We start from the raw sequence: 22,158 nt of genomic DNA, 5'->3' as shown, positions 1-22,158 counted from the left end.
ATGACACAGGCAACAACAAGCAACGTGCCGGAAGGCTTCCTGCCGCACTTCCGCAAGAGTCCGCTGACCGATCCATGGGAACCGCTCTGGTCCCGCGTCACCGATGAGGCGGTTGTCATCGGACTGCGCGCGGGGGAACAGCACTGCAATGGTCGCGGCTTCGTCCATGGCGGCCTGATCTCCGCCCTCGCCGACAATGCGCTGGGTCATTCGTGCCGCCAGCGGCGCAACGACGGCAGCAGCCTGGTGACGATCACGCTGAATCTCGAGTTCGTGCAGAGCGCCCAGATCGGCCAGTGGCTCGAATTCCGCCCGATCTACATCAAGTCCGGCGGCAAGGTGGACATTGCCCAGGGTCAGGTCACGGCGGATGGTGAACCCTGCGCACTGGTCTCCGCCACCTTCCGCGTGCTGCAGGCCCGGAAGGCCGCCTGACCCGCGACCGGGCAGGATTTCCAAAACTGCGGCAAACCCCTATCGTGACATGGTGCCAGCGTGCGCACGGGGGGGAATCGGATGAGCGGAAAATGGGGATCAGTGCTGCTGCTGGCACTGGCGGAGGTTCTGGTGCTGAGTGTCTGGTTCTCGGGCGCGGCAACCCTGCCCGCGATCCGGGCGGAGACGGAAATCACCTCCCTGCAGGCATCGCTCTATACGTCGATGCTCAGCATCGGCTTCGTCATTGGCACGCTGATCAGCGCCATCCTCGGCCTCGCAGACCGCTGGCGGCCGCAGTTGTTCTTCGGCGCATCAGCCCTCATCGCCTGCACCGCCAATGCCTCCCTGATCTGGATCGATCCGGCCTCGCCCCTCGTGCCGGTGCTGAGGTTCTGCATCGGGATCAGCATGGCGGGCTGTTATCCCGTCGGCATGAAGATGATCGCGACCTGGGCCAAGGCGGACATGGGGCTGCTGACCGGTCTGCTGGTGGGTGCCCTGACGCTGGGGTCCGGTGCACCGCATCTGGCTCAGGCTTTTCTCGCCGGGATCGACTGGCGGCTGACCCTCGGGGTGACCAGCGCCGCGGCCCTGACCGGCGGTGTGCTGGTGCAGTTCATGTCACTCGGCCCCAACGCGATGCGCCGCGCCGCCTTCAAGCCATCCGCGGTACTGGAAGCCTGGCGCAACCGCGCCCTGCGTCTCGCCAACCTCGGCTATTTCGGCCACATGTGGGAGCTCTATGCCGTCTGGGGCTGGATGGTGGTGTTCCTGAATGCCTCCTTCAGCCGCTGGTACGGGGCGGGCGACCCGCGTGTCGGGCTGAACGCATCCCTGCTGACCTTCGGCGTGCTGGGGGCGGGTGCCATCGGCGCACTGCTGGGCGGCTGGCTGGCGGACCGGATCGGGCGCACGGCCGTCACCATGTCCGCCATGGGTCTCAGTGCCGGATGCTGTCTGGTCGCCGGGTTCCTGTTCGGCGGCCCGCCGTGGATCCTGGCCCTGTTCTGCCTGTTCTGGGGCGTGGTGGTGATCGCCGATTCGGCACAGTTTTCCTCCAGCGTCATGGAACTGGCGGACCCGGAGCGGGTGGGCACCATGGTCACGGCCCAGACCTGCATCGGTTTCCTGCTGACCCTGATCCCGATCCACATGCTGCCGGAAGTGGTCGCACTGATCGGTTGGGAATGGGCCTTCTGGACCATCGCCGTCGGACCACTGCTGGGCTTCCTCGCCATGGCCCGCCTGCGCGCGCACCCGGATGCGGTGAAGATCGCCGGTGGACGCCGATAGAAGCGGTCGTCAATCCGTCAGGGTGTAGGCCCGGTCGTTGCCGAGTGACGGCACGGACTGGCGCGACGCGGTGACCTTCGCCAGGTCGATCTCGGCGGTGACATAGCCGGTATCGGTTCCGGCATCGGCCAGCACCACGCCCCAGGGATCGACGATCAGGGAATGGCCATAGGTCTCCCGGCCACCGTCATGAGCGCCTGTCTGGGCGGCGGCGATGACGAAGCAGCCGTTCTCGATGGCGCGGGCGCGCAGCAGCACGTGCCAGTGCGCCTTGCCGGTCTCCGCCGTGAAGGCGGACGGCATGGTCAGCACCTCCGCCCCTGCCTTGGCGAGGTCACGGTAGAGGTGGGGAAAGCGCATGTCGTAGCAGATGGTCATGCCCAGCTTCATGGCCACATCGCCGGCAACGGGGACATCAATGACGTTCACCCGCTCCCCCGGCTGATAGGCCCGCGATTCCATGAACTTCTGACCGGAGGGCAGTTCCACGTCGAACATGTGGATCTTGTCGTAGCGGTTGGCGATGGCCCCGTCCGGCGCGATCAGGAAGGACCGGTTGGCGAGCCGCTCCCCCTCCCCCTTCAGCGCCAGGGAACCGATGTTGATCCAGACCCCCAGTCGGGCGGCCAGATCGCGATAGGCCTTCAGCGAGGGGTCATCCGCCTCCGCATGGGTATTGGCCATCGTGTCCTGACGGCGGCGGTAGATGAAGTTGCTCACCTCCGGCGTCTGGATGTAGCGGGCACCGTCAGCGGCAGCCTGCTCGATCCAGCCCGTGCAGGCGCTCAGGTTGGCTTCCCAGTCGGTGCCGGTGTTCGGCTGGATGCAGGCGGCGAGGAAGGTATCGCTCACGCCGCGCCCTGCAGCAACGGATCGAGACGTCCGGCCTGATCCAGCGCCTCCATGTCATCGAAGCCCCCGACATGGGTCTCGCCGATGAAGATCTGCGGCACGGTGCGGCGGCCGGAGCGCTGGATCATCTCGTCGCGCTTGCCCGCGGTGAACATCACGTCGATCTCCTCATAGCTCACGCCCTTGCGGTCCAGCAGCTTCTTGGCGCGGTAGCAATAGGGGCAGAGACCGGTGGTGTAGAGGACAACGTTGCTCATGGTGCGGCTCTCCTTCGTGAAGGTCGGCGGTCAGTTCTCCGCCGCGACCCGTTCAGATCATTTCGACTGGATATAGGTCGCATGTCCAGTCCGGACAACGCGGGCAATCCCCAGCACCGTGATCTCCGCCGCGCCCGCGCGCTTCAGGACCCGGGCACATTCCGAAACGGTCGCGCCGGTGGTGATCACATCATCGACCAGAACCACATGCGCCCCGGAAACGCGCGCCTTGTGCGCCGGATTGACGGCAAAGGCGCCGCGCAGGTTGCGGCGCCGTCCCGCGCCGCTCAACCCGCCCTGGGTGCGCGTGGGGCGGGTGCGCAGCATCAGGTCCGGCACGCCCGGCACACCGGCATCCCGGGCCAGCAGGTCCGCGACCAGTGTCGCCTGGTTGTAGCGTCGGTGCAGCAGGCGGCGCGGATGCAGCGGCACCCCGGTGACGATATCCGCCTGTGCCAGCCAGGGCTGACCGGCACGCGCCACCAGCCGGGCCAGCCCCACCGCCCGATCTGTCCGGTCACCATGCTTGAAGCCCAGCAGCGCGTCGCGGATTCGGTCGTCGTAGCGGGCGGCAGCACGGGCGCGGGTAAAGGGCGGCGGGTCTGCGGCGCAGGCGCCACAGATTCGCTCCGGCGCGCCCGCAAACTCGAACGGCAGACCGCAGAGGGCACAGAGCGGATCCGTGATCAGGTCGATCTGGCTGAAGCAGCGCGGGCACAGCCGACCCGGTTCCGCCACCTGCCGGTCGCAGGCAAGGCATTGCGGTGGCAACAGCAGGTCAAGCGCCCTGCGCGCCCACTGCCTCGCCCCTGCCCTGATCGCGGCCTGCTCCATCCGGCGATTGTCCGACAGGGGCAGGATGGTTGCAACGCATGACGCCGGGCGGCATATGCTGCACGCCATGAACACGGTTCCCGAAGGCATGGACGTCTTTGATCGCGCGCTGCACCGGCGACACCGGGCGCGGGCGGCGTCGGGCTTTGACGCGCACGGCTTCCTGTTTCGGGAAGTTGCCGAAAGGCTGGCTGACCGTCTGATGGATGTGGACCGGACCTTCGCGCGGGCGCTGGTTGTCGGCGGACGCGGCGGTCTGCCGCCGGAACTGGTCGGCCCGGGGCGCAAGGTCGAGAGCAGGATCACGATGGATCTTGCACCTGCCTTCGCGGCCCCCGGACCGGGACTGGTGGGGGACGAGGAGTTCCTGCCGATTGCCGAAGCGTCCGTCGATCTGGTCTTCAGCGTGCTGTCGCTGCACTGGGTGAATGACCTGCCGGGCGCGCTGGTCCAGTTGCGCCGGGCCCTGAAACCGGACGGGCTGCTGCTGGTCGCGATCCTTGGCGGCGATACCCTTTTCGAACTGCGCCAGTCCCTGATGGACGCGGAACTGGAGATCGAGAACGGCGTCAGCCCGCGGGTCTCGCCATTTGCCGACATCCGCGATGCCGGGGCACTGCTGCAGCGCGCCGGGTTCGCCCTGCCGGTCACCGACAGCGACACGATCACGGTCAGCTATGGCACCCCGTTCCGTCTGCTGCAGGACCTGCGCGGCATGGGGGAGCAGAATGTGGTTCACCAGCGACGCCACACCTTCCTGCGCCGGGAGACCCTGATGCGTGCCATGGCACTCTACGGGGAGAAGTTCGCCGGCCCCGATGGTCGCGTCCCGGCAACGTTTCAGGTCATCCAGATTACCGGCTGGACCCCTGACGCGTCGCAGCAGCAACCCCTGCGACCGGGCAGTGCCGTTGCGCGTCTGGCCGAGGCGCTGGGCGACAAGGAGACCAAGATTTGAGCGTGAAACGGATCGTCGCGAACATCGCGACCGACTGTCCCGGAGATGCGGATTCCTTCTACGGCGACATTCTGGGTCTGGTGAAGGTCATGGATCAGGGCTGGATCAGCACCTTCGCCACCGCCCCCGGTTCGCCGCAGCAGGTCAGCTTCGCATCCGGTGGCGGGTCAGGCACCGGGGTTCCGGATCTGTCGATCGAGGTGGATGATCTGGACGGGCTGTACCAGCGCATGGTCGAAGCAGGCGTGAAGATCGAATACGGCCCCGTGAGGGAACCCTGGGGTGTCAGGCGGTTCCATGTCCGCGACCCCTTCGGCAGGCTGCTCAACATCCTGTCACACGCCGACTGAACCCCGCCGCGCCTCGAACCCGCATCTCAGGTCCGCGTCTTCAGTCCGCGCCCTGTGCGTTCAGCCTGATCTCCCGCGCCAGCAAGCCCTTCTGGCTGCGCTGGACCATCACACGCAGGGTTTCCCCCGGTTGCACGACGGTCAGGCCGACGCGCCGCAGTGTTTCGATGTGAATGAAGACATCCGGGTCATCGTCGCTGATGCTCAGAAAGCCATAGCCCCGAATGCGGTTGAACCATTTCACCGTGGCGACATGTTCCTCCAGCGGTGAATCATCATTCGCACCGGACCCGCGACCACGACCCGGAGCGACCGAATCGGAACCGGACGGGTTTGCGGATGCAACCGCGGGGCTGCCTGCCTGCATCTGCTGGGGGGTCTGGTCGACGGCCTCCCGATTGGCCGGACGGACCTGCAGCACCGTATGCGCCTGCAGGCCGCGCGGGCCTTCCGTGGCCTCGCACCAGATCTCCGCGCCCTCATCGATGAATGAAAGTCCCGCCTTGCGCAGGCATGACAGATGCAGGAACACGTCCCGCCCGTCCGATGCCGTGACAAAGCCGTAACCCTTTACGTAATTGAACCACTTGAGGTGACCGCGCACTTCCATCGCAGCCGCATCTATCGTGCGTTCCCCTGCCTCATTCCCCCACATCGCGCTACCATCTGCCTGTTACGCTTTTCTTTCAGGCTAACAGTCCGGTGCCGTGGGGACAAACAATACCGTGATCACCATCACGCCCCTGCTCCGTTGTTGCGTCACTGGCTATCGTCAAGCTAGGTTGCGGCCATCGAAACGTCGGGCCGGAAACAAGGCGTCAGGAGGGGGCATTCGTGGGTCGAGCTCTGGGATTGCTGGTCGTTCTGGCCGCGACATGGCTCCTGTTGTCAGGCATCTACGACCACGCATTGCTGTTCTGGCTCGGTGCGGCTTCCTGCCTGCTCTGCGTCCTGATCGCCTGGCGCATGGACGTGGTGGATCATGAAGGCACGCCGCTGGAACTGGGTTGGCGCATCATCGTCTACTGGCCCTGGCTCTTCATCGAGATCGTGAAGGCGAATATCGACGTCATCCGCCGCCTGCTGCGTGCGAATCCCGATATTTCCCCCACGCTCGTGCGCTCCCGGACGATGCAGCGCACCGACCTCGGCCGGGTCATCTACGCCAACTCGATCACCCTGACGCCGGGGACCCTGTCCATCGACATCGACGACGGCAAGGGCATCCTGGTCCACTCCCTGTCGCGGGAGGGAGCGGAAGGCGTGTTGAGCGATGACATGAATCGCCGCTGCGCCGCGCTGGAAAGCGACCGGCTGCATCGGCGGGCGCAGGAGGACCAGACACCATGATCTACGGTGTTGCCGCACTGGGACTGCTCGTCGCGATGCTGTTTGCCATCATCCGCGCGCTGCTCGGCCCCACACTGATGGACCGCGTCATGGCCGCGAACATGTTCGGCACCAAGACCGTGCTGCTGCTCGCCGTCATGGGCTATCTGGCGGGCAGGCCCGAATTTCTGGACCTGGCCCTTGTCTATGCCCTGATGAACTTCATCAGCATCATCGCCGTGCTGAAGTACTTCCGGTACCGCGACCTCGGCCAGTCCCGGGTGAGGTCATGATGGACTGGCACGTCATTGCCTCCGGCGTGCTGGTGATCTCCGGCGCGTTCCTGACGGTCGTCGGTGCCTACGGCACACTGCGCCTGCCGGACGTCTACACCCGTCTGCATGCCGCCAGCATCACAGACACGCTCGCCACCTTCCTGGTTCTGGCCGGACTGGCGATACCGTCGCTGGTTGCCGGTGAATGGCTGATTGCGGTCAAGCTGCTGCTCGTCCTGATCTTCCTCTGGTTCACCAGCCCCATCGCGTCCTACTCCATCGGACACGCGGCCTTCTTCGCCGCGCAGAAGCCGAAGCTGGATCATGACCTGACCGATGGTGAAGGGGACAAGGCATGAGTGTCGGCGAGTGGGAAGCCCTGATCAACGTCGTCCTGCTGGGTCTGCTGCTGGTGGTGACCTTCGGCATCATCCGGCTGCGCAACCTGTTCGGCGTCGTGATGCTGGCCGGCATCTACAGCCTGCTGATGGCCATGGTCTTCACCCTGCTGGATGCGGTCGATGTCGCCTTCACGGAGGCGGCTGTGGGTGCAGGCGTCTCCACCATCCTGTCACTGGGAACACTGGCCCTGATCGACAGCCGTCGCGAGAAGATTCCCTTCCGGTTCCAGTTCACGCCAATGCTCGTGGCACTGGTCACGGGTGCCGTGCTGCTCTGGGGCATGCAGGACATGCCGGACGTCGGCGCGGCAGGCACGCCCACTCAGGTGCATGTCGCGCCCTACTACATCGAACGGACTCCAGTGGAGATCGATGTCCCCAATATCGTTACCGCCGTCCTCGCCAGCTATCGCGGTTTCGATACGCTCGGGGAGGTCACGGTGATCTTCACGGCTGGAATCGGCGTGATGATGCTGCTCTCCTCCATGCCGGTCATCGGCGCACGACGGCGCCGTCGGCGGAACGGTGATGATCAGGGGAATGACACCTGATGATCGAGCATCTGGTCCCGCGCATCCTCGCCAAGCTGCTGATTCCTTTCATTCTCCTGTTTGGTCTCTATGTCCAGTTCCATGGTGATTTCGGCCCCGGCGGCGGTTTCCAGGCTGGGGTGATCTTCGCGGCTGGCATCATCCTCTATGCGCTGATCTACGGCCTCGACCGGGCCCGCCGGGTGGTCACGCCGGGTCTGGTGTCCTTCCTGGTCGCATTCGGCCTGCTGATCTACGCCGGGGTGGGGGTCGCGACACTGCTGCTGGGGGCCGAGTTCCTGAACTACAGCGCGCTGGACAGCCACGATCCGGTGCATGGCCAGCACCTGGGCATCCTGATCATCGAGTTCGGGGTCGGCGTGACCGTCGCCGCCGTCATGATCACGATCTTCTATCAGTTCGCGGGACGCCTGCAGGTCACGCGCGAACTGGAAAGCGACGAGGCAGATGACGAGGATGAGGAAGAAATGACGGGGTCGCCGCAATGATGGAGTGGCTCGGTCAGTTCAACTATTACGTCTTCGCGATCCTGATGACGGCCGGGGTCTACATCGCGATGAGCCGTGGCAACCTGGTGAAGAAGGTCGTTGGCCTGAACATCTTCCAGGCCAGTGTCTTCCTGCTCTACATCAGCTCCGGCAAGATCTGGGGCGGCACCGCGCCGATCCTGGGGGATGGTCTGACGCAGCCGATCTCCAACCCCCTGCCGCACGTGCTGATCCTGACCGCCATTGTCGTGGGCATCGCCACGACCTCCATCGGACTCGCCCTGATCGTGCGGATCAAGGAAGCCTATGGCACCGTCGAGGAAGACGAGATTGCCGAGGCCGAAGCGCTCTACGAGGAAGAGCTGATGCGGGCTGAAGAGGCATGAGCACCGCCGCCAGCGCCGGTTTCAGCCTGATGGCCAACCTGCCCGCGCTGCAGGTCGTGGTGCCCATGGTCGCGGCCCCGATCTGTACCTTCCTGAGGTTCCGCAATGGTCCCTGGGCCTTTGCCCTGCTGGTCAGCGCCGCGACGTTCTGGATTTCGGCGAACCTGCTGATGCAGGTACTTGGCGGTGACGTGATCTCCTACGAGATGGGTGGCTGGGCGCCGCCCTTCGGAATCGAGTACCGGGTCGACACGATCAATGCCTTCGTGCTGCTGATCGTCAGCGGTATCTCGCTGATCGCCCTGCCCTATGCCCTGCGGTCGGTGGAGCGGGAGGTGCCACGCGACAAGCATCACCTGTTCTATGCCGGATGGCTGCTGTGCCTTTGCGGGATGCTCGGCATCACGATCACCGGCGATGCCTTCAACATCTTCGTCTTCCTGGAGATATCCTCGCTCTCCACCTACATGCTGCTCGCCTCAGGCCGTGATCCACGGGCGCTGACGGCGGCGTTCCAGTATCTTGTGCTGGGCACACTGGGCGCGACCTTCATCCTGATCGGTGTGGGCCTGCTGTACATCATGACCGGCACCCTCAATATCGCCGACCTGGCCGAGCGTCTCGGGCCCGTATCCGACACCACATCCGTCAGGGCCGCCGCCGCCTTCCTGACAGTGGGCATCGCGCTGAAGTTCGCCCTGTTCCCGGCGCATTTCTGGCTGCCGAACGGCTATGCCTACAGTCCCAGTGCGGTCGGTGTGTTCCTGTCGGCGACGGCCACCAAGGTCTCGATCTACGTTCTGCTGCGGTTCCAGTTCACTGTCTTCGGCGAGATTCCGGCCTTCGCCGATCTCGATTTCGCCACCCTGCTTCTGCCTTTCGCGGTCGTGGCCTTCCTTGTCGGCTCGACCGTCGCGATCTTCCAGACAGACCTGAAACGGCTGCTCGCCTGGTCGTCCATCGCGCAGATCGGCTACATGGTCGCCGGTATCGGCCTGGGCGGCGTCGACGGCCTGACCGCCGGTATCGTGCATCTGTTCAACCATGCGATCACCAAGGCAGCCCTGTTCATGGCCGCGGGTGCATTCTTCCTGCGTGTCGGATCGATGCATATCGACAGGCTGGCCGGGATCGGCAAGACCATGCCCTTCACCACGCTGGCCTTCGTCCTGTCGGGCCTCAGCCTGATCGGCGTGCCGACAACCGTCGGCTTCATCTCCAAGTGGTACCTGATCCTGGCGGCCCTGCAGCACGGTACGGCGGGCTACGCGATTGCCGCCATGGTGCTCGCCAGTTCCCTGCTCGCCGTGATGTATGTCTGGCGCATCGTGGAGGTGGCCTATTTCCGCGACCCCGCTGCCAATCAGGAGATCACGGAGGCACCGCTGTCGATGCTGCTGCCGCTGTGGGCGCTGACTATCGGCTGCTTCTATTTCGGGCTGGAGACCGGATACTCCGTTGATATTGCCCGTGCCGCCGCGCAGTCGCTGCTGGGGGTCACGCCATGAGCATCGAGACCCATATCCAGCTTGCGCTGCTGATCCCGATCATCGGCCTGGTCGGCATCGTGCTGACCGGACGCATTCCGAACCTGCGGGAGGCGGTGACGCTGGTCACCGCCACGGCGAACGCGATCAATGTCTGGTCGATCTTTCCCGCGATCCAGGCCGGCGCGCGCCCGTCCGTCACCCTGTTCGAACTGCTGCCCGGCCTGACCATCAACTTCACGGTGGAACCGCTGGGGATGATGTTTGCCGCCATCGCGTCGACGCTGTGGATCGTCAATTCGATCTATTCCATCGGCTACATGCGCGGCAACAAGGAGACCAGCCAGACCCGGTTCTATGCCTGTTTCGCCCTGTCGATCAGTGCCGCCATCGGCATCGCCTTCGCAGGCAACCTGCTGACCCTGTTCATCTTCTACGAGATCCTGACGCTGTCGACCTATCCACTGGTGACGCACAAGGGGACGGAGGACGCGAAGCGTGGCGGCCGCACCTATCTCGGCATCCTGATCGCCACCTCCATCGGCCTGCAACTGCCGGCGATCATCTGGACCTGGAACCTGACCGGAACCCTGGACTTCGTGCCGGGCGGAACCTTGACCGGCAAGGTGCAGGGGCTGTCGGCAGGTCTGCTGCTGGCGCTCTACATGTACGGCGTCGGCAAGGCAGCGCTGATGCCGATCCACAAGTGGCTGCCCGCGGCCATGGTCGCGCCGACCCCCGTTTCCGCCCTGCTGCATGCGGTGGCGGTGGTGAAGGCCGGCGTCTTCACGGTCATCAAGATCATTGTCTATGTCTTCGGTCTGGAACTGATCACGACGGAAAGCGCCACCAACTGGCTGATCTATGCCGCTGCGATCACCCTCACCCTCGCCAGCCTGATCGCCATGAACCAGGACAACCTGAAACGCAGGCTGGCCTATTCGACAGTCAGCCAGCTTTCCTATGTCATCCTGGGCGCAGCGCTGGGCACGGCAATGGGTGTCGTCGGCGGCGGCATGCACATCGCCATGCACGCCGCAGGCAAGATCACGCTGTTCTTCTGCGCCGGTGCAATCTACGTCGCGCTGCACAAGACGGAGATCTCCGACATGAAGGGCATCGGGCGGATCATGCCGGTGACGATGTTCTGCTTCATGATCGGTGCGCTGTCGGTGATCGGCATTCCGCCACTGGGCGGATCCTGGTCGAAGTTCCTGCTGATGGTGGGTGCCGCGGATGCCGGGTTCCAGTTCATCATTGGGGTGCTGATCCTGAGTTCGCTGCTGAACGTCGCCTATCTGATGCCGATTCCGCTGCGCGGTTTCATGCTGCGGCCACCGGGTGCCGGTGACGGCCCCGTGAAGGTGCAGGAGGCGCCGCTGGCCTGCCTGATCGCCATCTGCATCACTGCGGCATTGACCGTCGTGCTGTTCTTCATGGCGCAGGAGATCTTCGACTTCCTGCTGCCCATCACCATGACCGGAGGCGGCCAATGAGCGCGTCACCCGATTTCAGGGAGCCGGAGAAATACGCCCTGGACCGTCCGGCGGTGGTGCAGCGGCTCTATCATGTGCTGATCGGTCTCTGCGTGCTGCTGGGGCTGGCGGACATCGCGGACATGCTCTGGCATGTCTATCACAAGCACGGCTATTTCGATGTCGAGTACCTGCCGAACTTCTACGGCTTCTTCGGCCTGCTGGGATGCATCGTTCTGGTGCAGCTGTCGAAACTGCTGCGCAAGGCCGTGATGCGGGATGAGGACTATTACGACGATGATGTGGACTGATCTGCCGCCAGGACTGATCCTGCTGCTCGGCGGTGTCCTCGCCGCCGTGCTGCCGCACCATGGCCGCAAGGTCCTGATGCTGGTGCTGCCGTTTGTCGGCTTCTGGCAGCTGATCGACGTGCCGAACGGCGATCATGCGGTCATGACCCTGTTCGGCGCCGAACTGGTCGGCAGCCGTATCGACAGCCTGTCCCTGGTCTGGGGCTACATCTTCTACATCGCGGCCCTGATCGCGGGAATCTTCCACCTGCATGTGCGCGACCGGATGCAGGATGTCGCCGCGCTGACCTACATGGGCTCGGCCGTTGGTGCCATCTTCGCCGGCGACCTGATCAGCCTGTTCATCTACTGGGAGCTGACGGCTGTCACCTCCGTCTTCCTGATCTTCGCCAATCGCACCGATGCCAGCTTCCGTGCCGGTATCCGCTATCTGATCGTCCAGATTGCCTCCGGCGTGCTGCTGCTGGGCGGGCTGATCATCCACTGGCGCGGCACGGGGTCGGTCGAGTTCGGCAACATCGGTCTCGACGCACCGGGCGGATTGCTGATCTTCCTCGGCTTCGGCATCAAGGCTGCCTTCCCGCTGCTTCATAACTGGCTGCAGGATTCCTACCCGCAGGCGACGGTGACGGGCACGGTCATCCTGTCGGCCTTCACCACCAAGATGGCGATCTATACCCTGGCGCGCGGCTTCCCGGGGCAGGAGGAACTGATCTGGATCGGCGTCGTCATGACCGCGTTCCCGATCTTCTACGCGCTGGTGGAGAACGACCTGCGCAAGGTGCTGGCCTACAGCCTGAACAACCAGCTCGGCTTCATGGTCATCGGCATCGGCATCGGCACGGAACTGGCGTTGAACGGTGCCGCTGCCCAGGCCTTCTCCCACATCCTCTACAAGGGGCTTCTGTTCATGACGATGGGCGCGGTCCTGTACCGGGTCGGCACCGTCAAGGCGACAGAACTCGGCGGGCTCTACAAATCCATGCCGATGACGGCCGGATTCTGCATCGTCGGTGCGGCGTCGATGGCGTTCCCGCTGTTCTCCGGCTTCGTTTCCAAGTCGCTCATCATCTCGGCGGCTGCCGGGGAAGGCATGTGGTTCGTCTGGGCGATGCTGCTGTTCGCCTCTGTCGGCGTATTCGTCACCACGGGCATCAAGATTCCCTACTTCGCGTTCTTCGCCTGGCCGAAGCAGACGCAGAAGACCTGCAACGAGGCACCTTTCAACATGTTGCTGGCAATGGGGGTCTCCGCGGCCCTCTGCATCGGCATCGGCCTCTTCCCGGGCTACCTCTATGACATCCTGCCCTATCAGACGGACTACGAGCCCTATACCGGCTCCCACATCGTGACGCAGATGCAGTTGGTGCTGTTCTCGGGGCTGGGTGTTGCCTGGCTGATGCGAACTGGCCTCTACCCGGCCGAGATGCGTTCGACCCTGCTGGACGCCGACTGGATCTTCCGCCGCGCCCTGCACCGGGTCTGGCGCGCGACAGTGGAATGGGGCACGGAGACTTCCGGTGCACTGACGGGTGGCATGCGCGGCTGGGTCAATAGCGTGATCGGGGTCGCCGGACAGTTGGGAGGTCCCGGCGGGCTGGTCAGTCAGACATCAAAACCGGGCACCGGCGTATTCTGGCTCACCGCGATGCTGGGTCTGTACCTGCTGGTCTTCGGCCTCTGAGGCTCAGAGTGTGTCCAGACGGTCGAGAATGCGTTCCGCATGGGCACGCAGGTCTTCACGCGTTTCCGCCTTCATCCGGTCCCAGGTGCTGTAGACCGGCCCCAGGCGCGGATTGCCGCGCAGCCTGTCCGCATTGCGGGCAAGGAAATCCCAGTACAGCGCGTTGAAGGGGCAGGCGCCTTCCCCCGTTCGTAGTTTCACGCTGTAGGTGCAGTCGCCGCAATAGTCCGACATGCGATTGATGTAACTGCCGCTGGCGGCATAGGGTTTCGAGCCCAGCAGCCCCCCGTCCGCGAACTGGCTCATGCCCAGCGTGTTCGGCAGTTCGACCCATTCGAAGGCATCGGCATAGACCGACAGGTACCACTCATGCACCTGCTGCGGACGGATTCCCACCAGCAAGGCAAACGTGCCCGTGACCATCAGGCGCTGGATATGATGCGCGTAGGCCTGACGCTTCGTCTGGTCGACCACGGCACGGACACACGCCATGCCGGTCTCCCCGGTCCAGTAGAAGGCAGGCAGGTCCCGCTCCGCCGCCAGATGGTTCACCTCCGCATAGTCCGGCATCTTCAGCCAGTAGATGCCACGCACATATTCCCGCCAGCCGATGATCTGGCGGATGAACCCCTCTGCAGCATTCAGCGGCACATCGCCATTCCGCCAGGCCCGCTCCACGCGCCGACAGAGGTCGAGCGGATCGATCAGGCCGACATTGATGCAGGGCGAGAGCACGGAGTGATACAGGAAGTCCTCTCCCTGCAGCATCGCGTCCTGATAGTCGCCGAAATGCGGCAGGGCCTCCGCCAGGAAGCGGTCGCGGGCCTGCTCCGCCTGCTCCCGCGTCACGGCGAACCAGAACGGCTCCAGATCACCGAACCCGTCGGGAAATTGCTCCGCCACAAGCTCCAGCACTGCCTTCGTCACATCGTCCGGGCGGGCCTGCGGGGGGCGGGGCATGAACAGATCGGTCTCCGCAGGCTTCCGGTTGTCCCTGTCGAAATTCCACTGCCCGCCCGCTGGCGTGTCACCGTCCATCAGCAGTCCGGTCTTCCGGCGCATCGCGCGATAGAAATACTCCATGCGCAGTTGCTTGCGGCCGGAAGCCCATTCGGCGAACTCCGCGCGGGAGCAGAGGAAGCGATTGTCCGGCAGGACATCCACAGGCAGACCGAGGGCATCCGGCCAGCCCGCGACCATCTCCGCGACGCGCCATTCCCCCGGTTCCGTCAGTCGTATCCTGTCCGGCGCATGGCGCTCTGCCGCCCGCGCGAGCTCGCCCGTGAAGCTGCCGGTGTTGTCGGCATCATCAAGCTTCACATAGTCGACCTGCCAGCCATCGCCGGAAAGCTCCGCCGCGAAGTGGCGCATGGCCGAGAGGATGAAGGCGATCTTCTTGCGGTGATGCGGGACGTAGGTCGTTTCCTCCGCAACCTCCACCATCAGCACCACATCCCGGGACCGGTCCGCTTCCGCCAGTGCAGGCAGACCCGGGCTGAGCTGGTCACCCATGATCAGGATCAGATTCTTCGTGGTCATGCAAAGCCCTGCACCGGATGAACCCCTGATACGGCCATCCCCGTCGCATGGGTCACCCGGACACCGTGACGGGTTGGCAAGCCGGGCATCGCGGTACAAGAATGCCGCGACACCGACCGGTACAGGAACCTGCGCGATGAAACTGCCCGACGGAATCCGGACCCGCGACCTGCCGGGCATCAACGGCCTGGACATGCGGGTGCTGGAGGCGGGGGACCCGGCCGACCCGCTGATCCTGTTGCTGCACGGCTTCCCCGAACTGGCCTGGAGCTGGCGCAAGGTCATGCTGCCGCTCGCGGCCCTAGGCTATCATGTCATTGCGCCGGACCAGCGCGGCTATGGCGGCACCACCGGCTGGGATGGGCGCTACGACGGCGACGTGCGCAGCTTCCGCATGATGAACCTGGCGCGGGATATTGTCTGTCTGGTGGCCGCGCTGGACCGGGATCAGGTCGCGGCGCTGGTCGGCCACGACTTCGGCTCCCCCGTCGCCGCGCACTGCGCCCTGCTGCGACCGGACATCTTCCGCTCGGTCGCCCTGATGAGCGCCCCCTATGCCGGACCGCCCGCACCGGACCGGGGTTCGGCGAAGCCCGATCTCGATGCGGCGCTGGCCGCTCTCGCCCGGCCCCGGAAGCACTATCAATGGTATTATTCGGAACCGCAGGCTGACCGCGACATGCTGGATGCGCCGCAGGGCCTGCATGATTTCCTGCGCGCCTATTATCACGCGAAGAGCGCCGACTGGCCGGGCAACCACCCCTTTCCGCTGACCGGCTGGACAGCGGATGAACTGGCCAAGCTGCCGACCTACTACGTCATGGACCGGGGCACGACCATGCCGGAGACCGTTGCGCCGGAAATGCCGACACCGGAGCAGGTCGCGGCATGCGACTGGCTGCCCGACGACGAACTCGCGGTCTATGCGCAGACCTACGCCCGCACCGGGTTCCAGGGCGGGCTGAACTGGTATCGCTGTGCCATCGACCCGGCCATCGGTGGCGAGATGGAGCTGTTCCACGGGCGCACCATCGATGTGCCCAGCACCTTCATCGCCGGGGCCGCCGACTGGGGCATCCAGCAGTCTCCCGGGGCGCTCGACAGCATGCAGGGTCCGCGCGTGACCAGCGACTTCCGGGGCCTGCACCTGATCGACGGCGCCGGGCACTGGGTGCAGCAGGAACAGCCGGAGGCGGTGGTTGCCGCGCTGACGGGCTTTCTGAAAGGGCTCACGCCATGAAGCTCAAGGGCCCCTGGAGCCGCGCGGAGACGGATGCCTTCCTGACCTCGACGACCGTTCCGCTGCGCCTGGCAGCCATCACCGAATCCGGTCGCCCGATGCTGGTATCCGTCTGGTTCGCGTGGGAGGACGGGGCGATCTGGTGCGCCTCCCCCATGCAGGCCGACATCGTCCGGGCGCTGCGCCACAACGATGCCTGCGCCTTCGAGGTTTCGGTGGAGGCACCGCCCTACTACGGCGTGCGCGGACAGGGCCGGGCAGAGATCCTGCCCGACGGCAAGGACCGGCTGCGCGACCTGCTGATCCGCCATGGCGGCGACCCGGAAAGCGACTTCGCCAGATGGCTGCTGGGTCGCGACATTGCGGAGGCCACCCTGCGCATCACCCCTGACCGGCTGAACAGCTGGGACTTCCGCAAGCGGATGGGCAACGCGTTCGACTGACCGCCTTTACCTTCCATTCAGCATGCTGCGCCGCACAATTGTCGCAGGCCTGTGTCGCGTGTTGACCAGCGAATGTCGCCGCCTAATATCCGCGGCGGGTCACGCCCCCCCAACGGGGCGCTTCGTTCTGGAAGGAACGCCATCATGAAGAAGCCAGAAGTGCGCCCTGCCGCGCCTCATTTCTCGTCCGGTCCCTGCGCCAAGCGCCCCGGATGGTCCCCTGAAATCTACGCCGATGCTCCGGTGGGCCGGTCCCACCGCGCCGCCATCGGCAAGGCACGCCTGAAGGAAGTGCTGGACCGCAGCCGCGCGATCCTGGGCCTGCCCGACGACTATCGCATCGCCATCGTTCCCGGTTCCGATACCGGCGCGGTCGAGATGGCCATGTGGTCGCTGCTGGGCCCGCGCCCGGTTGACATGCTGACCTGGGAAAGCTTCGGGGCCGGCTGGGTCACCGACGTGGTGAAGCAGCTTCGCCTCGACGACGCACGGGTCATCGAAGCGCCTTACGGGGAGATCGTTGACTTCGCGGAAGTCGATTTCGACCACGATGTCGTCTTCACCTGGAACGGCACCACCTCCGGCGTGCGTGTGCCCGACGGCAGCGGCATTCCCGCCGATCGCCAGGGGCTGACCATCTGCGACGCCACCTCAGCCGCCTTCGCCATGGACCTGCCGTGGGACAAGCTGGATGTGGTCACCTGGTCCTGGCAGAAGGTGCTGGGCGGCGAGGCTGCGCATGGCATGCTGGTGCTGAGCCCGCGCGCCGTGGAGCGGCTGGAGAGCCACACGCCTGCCTGGCCGATGCCGAAGATCTTCCGCCTGACCAAGGGCGGCAAGATCAATGAAGGCATCTTCAAGGGCGAGACCATCAACACCCCGTCGATGATCGCCGTGGAAGACCAGATCGACGCCCTGCGCTGGGCCGAATCCGTTGGTGGCCTGTCCGGGCTGATCGCGCGGGCGGAAGCCAACACGCAGGTCATCGCCGACTGGGTTGCGGCATCCGACTGGGCCGCCTTCCTGGCCAGGGATCCGGCGACGCGGTCGACCACCTCCGTCTGCCTGTCCATCACCGATGAATGGTTCACCGGACAGGACGAGAAGGCACAGGCCGCGAGTGCCAAGCGCATCGCGACCCTGCTGGAAGACGAAGGCGTGGCGCTGGACATCAACGGCTATCGCGATGCCCCGGCAGGCCTTCGGATCTGGTGCGGTGCCACCATCGAGGCTGCCGACGTGCAGGCCCTGGTGCCCTGGCTCGACTGGGCCTGGCAGCAGGTCCGCGCCGAGGCGTCCTGACGCGGCCCAGCCCGCTTCCCATCGAGTTCACGTGTACAGCATTCCCCGCCAGCGCGCGGGGAAGACGGAGACAGTTCAATGCCCAAGGTCCTGATTTCAGACAAGATGAGCCCCCTCGCCGCGGAAACGTTCAAGCGCATGGGCGTCGACTACGACGAGAAGACCGGCCTCAGCCCCGACGAGCTGAAGGCGATCATCGGAGACTATGACGGCCTCGCCATCCGGTCCGCCACCAAGGTGACGGCGGATATCCTGTCGGCCGCGACCAACCTGAAGGTCATCGGCCGTGCCGGTATCGGCGTCGACAATGTGGACATTCCCGCCGCCACGGCCGCCGGTGTCTGTGTCATGAACACGCCGTTCGGCAATTCCATCACCACCGCCGAACATGCCATCGCGATGATGTTCGCGCTGGCCCGCCAGATCCCGCAGGCCAATGCCTCCACGCACGAGGGCAAGTGGGAGAAGTCGAAGTTCATGGGTGTCGAGCTGACCGGCAAGACGCTGGGCATCATCGGCTGCGGCAACATCGGCGCCATCGCCGCCAGCCGCGCGCTGGGCCTGCGCATGAAGGTGGTGGCGGCGGATCCGTTCCTCAGCCCGGAACGCGCGGCGGAGATCGGGGTCGAGAAGGTGGAACTGGACGAGCTCTATGCCCGCGCCGACTTCATCTCCCTGCACACACCGATGACCGACCAGACCCGCAACATGATCAATGCCGAAAGCCTGGCGAAGATGAAGGACGGCGTGCGCATCATCAACTGCGCCCGTGGCGCCCTGATCGTGGAGCAGGACCTGAAGGATGCACTGGACTCTGGCAAGGTCGCAGGCGCGGCACTGGACGTATTCCAGAACGAGCCGGCGAAGGAGAACGTCCTGTTCAACCACCCGAACGTGGTGACGACCCCGCATCTGGGCGCCAGCACGACGGAGGCGCAGGTCAATGTGGCCCTGCAGGTGGCGGAACAGATGGCCGACTTCCTGGTCCACGGCGCGGTCACCAATGCGCTGAACATGGCCTCCGTCACGGCGGAGGAAGCACCGAAGCTGCGCCCCTACATGCAGCTGGCGGAGCAGCTGGGCGCCTTCATGGGCCAGACAGTGCGCACCGGCATCAAGTCGATCCGCATCGCCTATCAGGGCCATGTCGCGACCCTGAACGTTAAGCCGCTCTCGGCCATCGTCATCCAGGGCCTGCTGGCGCCGCTGCTGGACTCCGTCAACATGGTCAATGCGCCGGTGCTGGCCAAGGACCGCAACATCCGCATCGTCGAGGAGCGTGACGAGAACCCCGGCGACTACCAGACCGCCATCCGGGTCTATGTGGAGACGGGCAGCGGCACACGCTGCATCGGCGGCACCCTGTTCGCCGGCGAGAAGCCCCGCGTTGTCGAGATCGACAATATCGCCATGGAGGCGGAGATCGGCGCCAACATGCTGTACCTGCGCAACCACGACAAGCCGGGCTTCATCGGCCAGCTGGGCACCCTGCTGGGCGCGGCAGGTGTCAATATCGGAACGTTCCACCTTGGCCGTTCCAGTGCCGGCGGCGACGCCCTGGCCTTCATCGAGGTCGACGGGCCGGTGCCGGAGAACGTGCTGGGCCAGATCCGGCAACTGAAGGACTACGTGCAGCGGGCCGACTCGCTGAGCTTCTGAGACGGTCGCTACGGCACCGCATCCACCAAAGCGCCCGTCGGGGGATTGCCCCGGCGGGCGCTGCGTGTTGGACTGCCGACAGTAACCAAAACACGCGGAGCCGCAGCAAGATGATCGTCGAACAGATCTGGACCGGAAACAACTATCGGAACTTCAACTACCTGATCGTCTGCCCGGAGACCGGCGAGGCCATGGCCATCGATCCGCTGGATCACGAGAAGTGCCTGGCCAAGGCGAAGGAGAAGGGCTGGCAGATCACCCAGGTCCTGAACACGCACGAACATGGCGACCACACAGGCGGCAACCGCCAGGTCATTGCCGCCACCGGCGCGAAGCTGCTGGCCCACGCCAATGCGAAGGACAGCATTCGCGGCATCGACCGTGGGCTGGTGGCCGGCGACGTCATCAAGGTCGGCAAGACCGTGGAGATCGAGGCGATGGACACCCCCGGTCACACCATGTGCCACATCTGCCTGAAGACCCACACGGACCAGCCGTCCCTGTTCAGCGGCGACACGCTGTTCAACGCCGGGGCAGGCAACTGCCACAACGGCGGCCATCCGGAACAGATGTACGAGACCTTCGCGAAACAGCTCGACGTCCTGCCCGACGACACCCTGCTCTACCCGGGCCACGAGTATCTGATCGGCAACCTGAAATTCACACTGGACCGGGAACCCGACAACGAACGCGCCAGGGAACTGCTGGCAGAGGTCGAGAATCAGGACCCGGACCAGGCGCTGGTCACCACCATGGGGCAGGAGAAGGAGGTGAATACCTTCTTCCGCCTGCGCAGCCGCTCCGTGATCGAGGAACTGCGCAAGAGCTTCCCCGACCTGCCCGACGACCCGACCCCGCGCGAGGTCTTCCTGAAGCTGCGCGAACTGCGCAACAGCTGGTAGGGCTCAGCCAGGGGACACTTCGTCCTGCTTGTACAGGTGGTCCCGGACCGCCGCATTCGGTGCGAGATCGATGGCTCGCCGCAGCGCGGAGCCAGCCTCTTCGCGACGGCCCATGTCCCGCAGGAACCGTGCACGTGTGGCGTGATACAGGTGATAATCCAGCAGTGACGCCTCGTCGGGCACTGCCGCAAGTCCGGCGACCGGCCCCGCGACCTGTGCGACGGCGACAGCCCGGTTGAGCGCAACGATCGGATCGTCCGAGATCAGCACGAGCTGGTCATAGTGGTCCAGGATCACCTGCCAGTCGGTGTCCCGCCAGTGCGCTGACCGCGCATGTTCGGCAGCAATTCCCGCAAGAAGGTGCCAGACGGTCGGCGGCGCGGTCCCGAGCGACCTTTCGAGATGGCGCAGGCCGGTGCCGATCAGCCGACGGTCCCAGAGCGCACGATCCTGCCGCTCCAGATCGACCAGTTCCTCCCGCACCTGCCGTGCAGGCAGGCGTGCGGTCAGCAGATGGAACAGGGCGGCAAGCGCATGCACCTCGGGTGACGTGGTCTTCGGGTGTCCTGCCAGCAGGACGCAGAGCCGTGTGGCCTCGACACACAGTTCCTCTCGGATCCAGCGGGTCGGATCATTGGCACCATAGCCGCCATCGAACAGCAGGTAGAGCGTGTTGAGCACCGGATGCAGGCGAAGTGCCAGGTCGTTGCCAGCCAATGCAGTCAGGTCCCCGGCCTGCAACCCGCGCAACCTGGCCTTGCCCCGACTGATCCGCTGCGCCGCCGTGGCTTCGTCCAGCAAGAGCGCCGCGGCGATCTCACGGGTGCTGAAACCGCAGGCCAGGCGCAATGTCAGCGGAATCGCTGTCTCCGGCCCGTTCACGGGATCGCAGCACAGGAAAAGCAGCCGCAGTTCATCGTCTGCGACCAACAGGTCGTCCGGGGCCCGGCCATCGGCGACATCCGGCAGGGTGCCGGTCATGTCCAGGCGGTCCGCGCGGCGCAGACGGTCCAGCGCCAGCCGTGCCGCCACCCGCCAGAGCCAACCTGCAGGGTTGTCCGGAATGCCCTTCCAGGGCCACGTCTGGCAGGCGCGCAGCAGCGCCTCCTGCACGATATCCTCCACATCATCGACTGCGGAGGGACCGAACCGCCGGAGCAGGATCGCGGTCATGCGCCCCGACTCGCGGCGGAAGAGCCGGTCAGCCAGTTCCACCGCCGGAGAGTCGTGGGCCTGTACCATGATCAGTCGAACGTGTGGATCTGGCGGATCTCGACCGGTTTTCCGCGCTGCGCGTGGGGGCAGTCCCGGGCGATGGTCTCCGCCGCAGCGTAATCTTCGGCGACGATCAGGAAGTAGCCTCCGATCACGTCCTTGGTCTCGCTGTAGGGACCGTCGGATACGATCATCCCCTGCGCGCCGCTGCGGATGATCCGTCCCGGATCGTCGGTCAGCTTCTCCCCGCCTGTCAGATGCCCGGACTCGCGCCATTTTTGGCTCCAGGCACGGTAGCGCGCAATGATGTCCTGCATTTCGGCTGCGGAGAGCTCCGCATCCTCGCTGGCATCATCGTGCAGAAGCAACATGAACTGGCCCATTGCCGATCTCCCTTGATCTCGTTTCAGGATGGTACGGGCGATCATCGCCCGCTTCACCCCATGAGACGTCCAGGGAGACCGTTTCTCGACAGGTCCGCGAGAAGAA

General features: G+C 65.0%; 26 protein-coding genes. 19 read left to right on the top strand and 7 right to left on the bottom strand.

The window, feature by feature from the left end; all coding sequences use genetic code 11:
* Entirely contained in the window at positions 1 to 435 is a 435-nt protein-coding gene (locus tag QGV54_RS04745) for a PaaI family thioesterase (RefSeq protein ID WP_281017994.1), read from the top strand.
* A gap of 81 nt (positions 436 to 516) precedes the next feature.
* Entirely contained in the window at positions 517 to 1,731 is a 1,215-nt protein-coding gene (locus QGV54_RS04740) for an MFS transporter (protein ID WP_281017995.1), read from the top strand.
* 9 nt (positions 1,732 to 1,740) lie between these two features.
* On the opposite strand, the gene QGV54_RS04735 is transcribed toward QGV54_RS04740, so the two are convergent.
* Genes QGV54_RS04735 through QGV54_RS04725 form a run of 3 tightly spaced genes read right to left on the bottom strand, consistent with a single transcriptional unit; the run spans position 1,741 to position 3,743 of the window.
* Positions 1,741 to 2,583, bottom strand: a complete 843-nt coding sequence (locus QGV54_RS04735) for a carbon-nitrogen hydrolase family protein (protein WP_281017996.1) — start codon at positions 2,581 to 2,583, stop codon at positions 1,741 to 1,743.
* Complete coding sequence (gene grxC / locus QGV54_RS04730; protein ID WP_281017997.1) at positions 2,580 to 2,840, bottom strand: glutaredoxin 3; 261 nt, start codon at positions 2,838 to 2,840, stop codon at positions 2,580 to 2,582. The genes QGV54_RS04735 and grxC overlap by 4 nt, the downstream gene beginning before the upstream one ends.
* 57 nt (positions 2,841 to 2,897) lie before the next feature.
* On the bottom strand, positions 2,898 to 3,743 hold the full coding sequence (locus tag QGV54_RS04725) for a ComF family protein (protein WP_281017998.1): 846 nt from the start codon (positions 3,741 to 3,743) through the stop codon (positions 2,898 to 2,900).
* On the opposite strand from QGV54_RS04725, the gene QGV54_RS04720 reads away from it, so the two are divergent.
* The gene (locus QGV54_RS04720; protein ID WP_281017999.1) at positions 3,742 to 4,632 is read left to right on the top strand and encodes a methyltransferase domain-containing protein; all 891 of its coding nucleotides are present in this window, start codon (positions 3,742 to 3,744) and stop codon (positions 4,630 to 4,632) included. The genes QGV54_RS04725 and QGV54_RS04720 overlap by 2 nt on opposite strands.
* Positions 4,629 to 4,982, top strand: a complete 354-nt coding sequence (locus tag QGV54_RS04715; RefSeq protein ID WP_348637633.1) for a VOC family protein — start codon at positions 4,629 to 4,631, stop codon at positions 4,980 to 4,982. Before QGV54_RS04720 ends, QGV54_RS04715 begins: the two co-directional genes overlap by 4 nt.
* Positions 4,983 to 5,022: 40 nt before the next feature.
* Here the strand turns inward: QGV54_RS04715 and QGV54_RS04710 are convergent, their stop codons facing one another.
* A complete protein-coding gene (locus tag QGV54_RS04710) occupies positions 5,023 to 5,637 on the bottom strand; it encodes a cold shock domain-containing protein (RefSeq protein ID WP_281018000.1) in 615 nt (204 codons plus the stop codon).
* A gap of 179 nt (positions 5,638 to 5,816) precedes the next feature.
* Between QGV54_RS04710 and QGV54_RS04705 the strand changes: the two genes are divergently transcribed.
* Genes QGV54_RS04705 through QGV54_RS04660 form a run of 10 tightly spaced genes read left to right on the top strand, consistent with a single transcriptional unit; the run spans position 5,817 to position 13,369 of the window.
* Positions 5,817 to 6,332, top strand: coding sequence for a Na+/H+ antiporter subunit E (locus QGV54_RS04705; protein ID WP_281018001.1), 516 nt, complete (start codon positions 5,817 to 5,819; stop codon positions 6,330 to 6,332).
* Positions 6,329 to 6,604 (top strand): monovalent cation/H+ antiporter complex subunit F, encoded by a 276-nt coding sequence (locus QGV54_RS04700; RefSeq protein WP_281018002.1) that lies wholly within the window; start codon positions 6,329 to 6,331, stop codon positions 6,602 to 6,604. The genes QGV54_RS04705 and QGV54_RS04700 overlap by 4 nt, the downstream gene beginning before the upstream one ends.
* Positions 6,601 to 6,945 carry a monovalent cation/H(+) antiporter subunit G gene (mnhG, locus tag QGV54_RS04695; protein WP_281018003.1) on the top strand — a complete coding sequence of 115 codons (345 nt, stop codon included), beginning with the start codon at positions 6,601 to 6,603 and terminating at the stop codon, positions 6,943 to 6,945. The genes QGV54_RS04700 and mnhG overlap by 4 nt, the downstream gene beginning before the upstream one ends.
* A complete protein-coding gene (locus QGV54_RS04690) occupies positions 6,942 to 7,538 on the top strand; it encodes a DUF4040 domain-containing protein (RefSeq protein ID WP_281018004.1) in 597 nt (198 codons plus the stop codon). Before mnhG ends, QGV54_RS04690 begins: the two co-directional genes overlap by 4 nt.
* Positions 7,538 to 8,026, top strand: a complete 489-nt coding sequence (locus QGV54_RS04685) for a Na(+)/H(+) antiporter subunit B (RefSeq protein WP_281018005.1) — start codon at positions 7,538 to 7,540, stop codon at positions 8,024 to 8,026. Before QGV54_RS04690 ends, QGV54_RS04685 begins: the two co-directional genes overlap by 1 nt.
* Positions 8,023 to 8,412 carry a cation:proton antiporter subunit C gene (locus tag QGV54_RS04680; protein WP_281018006.1) on the top strand — a complete coding sequence of 130 codons (390 nt, stop codon included), beginning with the start codon at positions 8,023 to 8,025 and terminating at the stop codon, positions 8,410 to 8,412. Before QGV54_RS04685 ends, QGV54_RS04680 begins: the two co-directional genes overlap by 4 nt.
* A complete protein-coding gene (locus QGV54_RS04675) occupies positions 8,409 to 9,920 on the top strand; it encodes a monovalent cation/H+ antiporter subunit D family protein (protein ID WP_281018007.1) in 1,512 nt (503 codons plus the stop codon). The genes QGV54_RS04680 and QGV54_RS04675 overlap by 4 nt, the downstream gene beginning before the upstream one ends.
* A complete protein-coding gene (locus QGV54_RS04670) occupies positions 9,917 to 11,395 on the top strand; it encodes a proton-conducting transporter membrane subunit (RefSeq protein ID WP_281018008.1) in 1,479 nt (492 codons plus the stop codon). Before QGV54_RS04675 ends, QGV54_RS04670 begins: the two co-directional genes overlap by 4 nt.
* Positions 11,392 to 11,685 carry a hypothetical protein gene (locus tag QGV54_RS04665; protein WP_281018009.1) on the top strand — a complete coding sequence of 98 codons (294 nt, stop codon included), beginning with the start codon at positions 11,392 to 11,394 and terminating at the stop codon, positions 11,683 to 11,685. Before QGV54_RS04670 ends, QGV54_RS04665 begins: the two co-directional genes overlap by 4 nt.
* Positions 11,672 to 13,369: a Na(+)/H(+) antiporter subunit D gene (locus QGV54_RS04660; RefSeq protein WP_281020072.1), complete on the top strand. Its 1,698-nt coding sequence runs from the start codon at positions 11,672 to 11,674 to the stop codon at positions 13,367 to 13,369. The genes QGV54_RS04665 and QGV54_RS04660 overlap by 14 nt, the downstream gene beginning before the upstream one ends.
* A 3-nt stretch (positions 13,370 to 13,372) precedes the next feature.
* Here QGV54_RS04660 and QGV54_RS04655 read toward each other — a convergent pair whose 3' ends face one another.
* Positions 13,373 to 14,908: a cryptochrome/photolyase family protein gene (locus QGV54_RS04655; RefSeq protein WP_281018011.1), complete on the bottom strand. Its 1,536-nt coding sequence runs from the start codon at positions 14,906 to 14,908 to the stop codon at positions 13,373 to 13,375.
* 136 nt (positions 14,909 to 15,044) lie between these two features.
* Here QGV54_RS04655 and QGV54_RS04650 point away from each other — a divergent pair, with 136 nt between their 5' ends.
* The 5 genes from QGV54_RS04650 to QGV54_RS04630 all read left to right on the top strand — a co-directional run bounded on the left by QGV54_RS04650 (position 15,045) and on the right by QGV54_RS04630 (position 20,454).
* Positions 15,045 to 16,148 (top strand): alpha/beta hydrolase, encoded by a 1,104-nt coding sequence (locus tag QGV54_RS04650; RefSeq protein WP_281018012.1) that lies wholly within the window; start codon positions 15,045 to 15,047, stop codon positions 16,146 to 16,148.
* Positions 16,145 to 16,591 carry a pyridoxamine 5'-phosphate oxidase family protein gene (locus QGV54_RS04645; protein WP_281018013.1) on the top strand — a complete coding sequence of 149 codons (447 nt, stop codon included), beginning with the start codon at positions 16,145 to 16,147 and terminating at the stop codon, positions 16,589 to 16,591. Before QGV54_RS04650 ends, QGV54_RS04645 begins: the two co-directional genes overlap by 4 nt.
* 144 nt (positions 16,592 to 16,735) lie before the next feature.
* On the top strand, positions 16,736 to 17,893 hold the full coding sequence (locus QGV54_RS04640; RefSeq protein WP_281018014.1) for a phosphoserine transaminase: 1,158 nt from the start codon (positions 16,736 to 16,738) through the stop codon (positions 17,891 to 17,893).
* A 78-nt stretch (positions 17,894 to 17,971) separates the two neighbouring features.
* Complete coding sequence (gene serA / locus QGV54_RS04635) at positions 17,972 to 19,552, top strand: phosphoglycerate dehydrogenase (RefSeq protein WP_281018015.1); 1,581 nt, start codon at positions 17,972 to 17,974, stop codon at positions 19,550 to 19,552.
* 110 nt (positions 19,553 to 19,662) lie between these two features.
* Positions 19,663 to 20,454, top strand: coding sequence for a hydroxyacylglutathione hydrolase (locus QGV54_RS04630; RefSeq protein ID WP_281020071.1), 792 nt, complete (start codon positions 19,663 to 19,665; stop codon positions 20,452 to 20,454).
* Positions 20,455 to 20,457: 3 nt separating this feature from the next.
* Here the strand turns inward: QGV54_RS04630 and QGV54_RS04625 are convergent, their stop codons facing one another.
* Positions 20,458 to 21,696, bottom strand: a complete 1,239-nt coding sequence (locus QGV54_RS04625; protein ID WP_281018017.1) for a DUF6596 domain-containing protein — start codon at positions 21,694 to 21,696, stop codon at positions 20,458 to 20,460.
* A gap of 2 nt (positions 21,697 to 21,698) precedes the next feature.
* On the bottom strand, positions 21,699 to 22,097 hold the full coding sequence (locus QGV54_RS04620; protein ID WP_281018018.1) for a YciI family protein: 399 nt from the start codon (positions 22,095 to 22,097) through the stop codon (positions 21,699 to 21,701).
* Between the last annotated feature and the right edge of the window lie 61 nt (positions 22,098 to 22,158).

The sequence above is a fragment of the Minwuia sp. IMCC3060 genome, assembly GCF_029909435.1.
GTDB lineage: Bacteria > Pseudomonadota > Alphaproteobacteria > Minwuiales > Minwuiaceae > Minwuia.
Note: the sequence above shows the minus strand (reverse complement) of the source record. Positions and strands in the feature narration are given on the sequence as shown.

Coding starts and splice junctions, on each gene's coding strand:
- QGV54_RS04745 (WP_281017994.1), top strand. CDS start 1: ATGACACAGGCAACAACAAGCAACGTGCCGGAAGGCTTCCTGCCGCAC.
- QGV54_RS04740 (WP_281017995.1), top strand. CDS start 517: ATGAGCGGAAAATGGGGATCAGTGCTGCTGCTGGCACTGGCGGAGGTT.
- grxC (WP_281017997.1), bottom strand. CDS start 2,840: ATGAGCAACGTTGTCCTCTACACCACCGGTCTCTGCCCCTATTGCTAC.
- QGV54_RS04720 (WP_281017999.1), top strand. CDS start 3,742: ATGAACACGGTTCCCGAAGGCATGGACGTCTTTGATCGCGCGCTGCAC.
- QGV54_RS04725 (WP_281017998.1), bottom strand. CDS start 3,743: ATGGCGTGCAGCATATGCCGCCCGGCGTCATGCGTTGCAACCATCCTG.
- QGV54_RS04710 (WP_281018000.1), bottom strand. CDS start 5,637: ATGTGGGGGAATGAGGCAGGGGAACGCACGATAGATGCGGCTGCGATG.
- QGV54_RS04700 (WP_281018002.1), top strand. CDS start 6,329: ATGATCTACGGTGTTGCCGCACTGGGACTGCTCGTCGCGATGCTGTTT.
- mnhG (WP_281018003.1), top strand. CDS start 6,601: ATGATGGACTGGCACGTCATTGCCTCCGGCGTGCTGGTGATCTCCGGC.
- QGV54_RS04690 (WP_281018004.1), top strand. CDS start 6,942: ATGAGTGTCGGCGAGTGGGAAGCCCTGATCAACGTCGTCCTGCTGGGT.
- QGV54_RS04685 (WP_281018005.1), top strand. CDS start 7,538: ATGATCGAGCATCTGGTCCCGCGCATCCTCGCCAAGCTGCTGATTCCT.
- QGV54_RS04680 (WP_281018006.1), top strand. CDS start 8,023: ATGATGGAGTGGCTCGGTCAGTTCAACTATTACGTCTTCGCGATCCTG.
- QGV54_RS04675 (WP_281018007.1), top strand. CDS start 8,409: ATGAGCACCGCCGCCAGCGCCGGTTTCAGCCTGATGGCCAACCTGCCC.
- QGV54_RS04670 (WP_281018008.1), top strand. CDS start 9,917: ATGAGCATCGAGACCCATATCCAGCTTGCGCTGCTGATCCCGATCATC.
- QGV54_RS04665 (WP_281018009.1), top strand. CDS start 11,392: ATGAGCGCGTCACCCGATTTCAGGGAGCCGGAGAAATACGCCCTGGAC.
- QGV54_RS04660 (WP_281020072.1), top strand. CDS start 11,672: ATGATGTGGACTGATCTGCCGCCAGGACTGATCCTGCTGCTCGGCGGT.
- QGV54_RS04655 (WP_281018011.1), bottom strand. CDS start 14,908: ATGACCACGAAGAATCTGATCCTGATCATGGGTGACCAGCTCAGCCCG.
- QGV54_RS04650 (WP_281018012.1), top strand. CDS start 15,045: ATGAAACTGCCCGACGGAATCCGGACCCGCGACCTGCCGGGCATCAAC.
- QGV54_RS04645 (WP_281018013.1), top strand. CDS start 16,145: ATGAAGCTCAAGGGCCCCTGGAGCCGCGCGGAGACGGATGCCTTCCTG.
- QGV54_RS04640 (WP_281018014.1), top strand. CDS start 16,736: ATGAAGAAGCCAGAAGTGCGCCCTGCCGCGCCTCATTTCTCGTCCGGT.
- serA (WP_281018015.1), top strand. CDS start 17,972: ATGCCCAAGGTCCTGATTTCAGACAAGATGAGCCCCCTCGCCGCGGAA.
- QGV54_RS04630 (WP_281020071.1), top strand. CDS start 19,663: ATGATCGTCGAACAGATCTGGACCGGAAACAACTATCGGAACTTCAAC.
- QGV54_RS04625 (WP_281018017.1), bottom strand. CDS start 21,696: ATGGTACAGGCCCACGACTCTCCGGCGGTGGAACTGGCTGACCGGCTC.
- QGV54_RS04620 (WP_281018018.1), bottom strand. CDS start 22,097: ATGATCGCCCGTACCATCCTGAAACGAGATCAAGGGAGATCGGCAATG.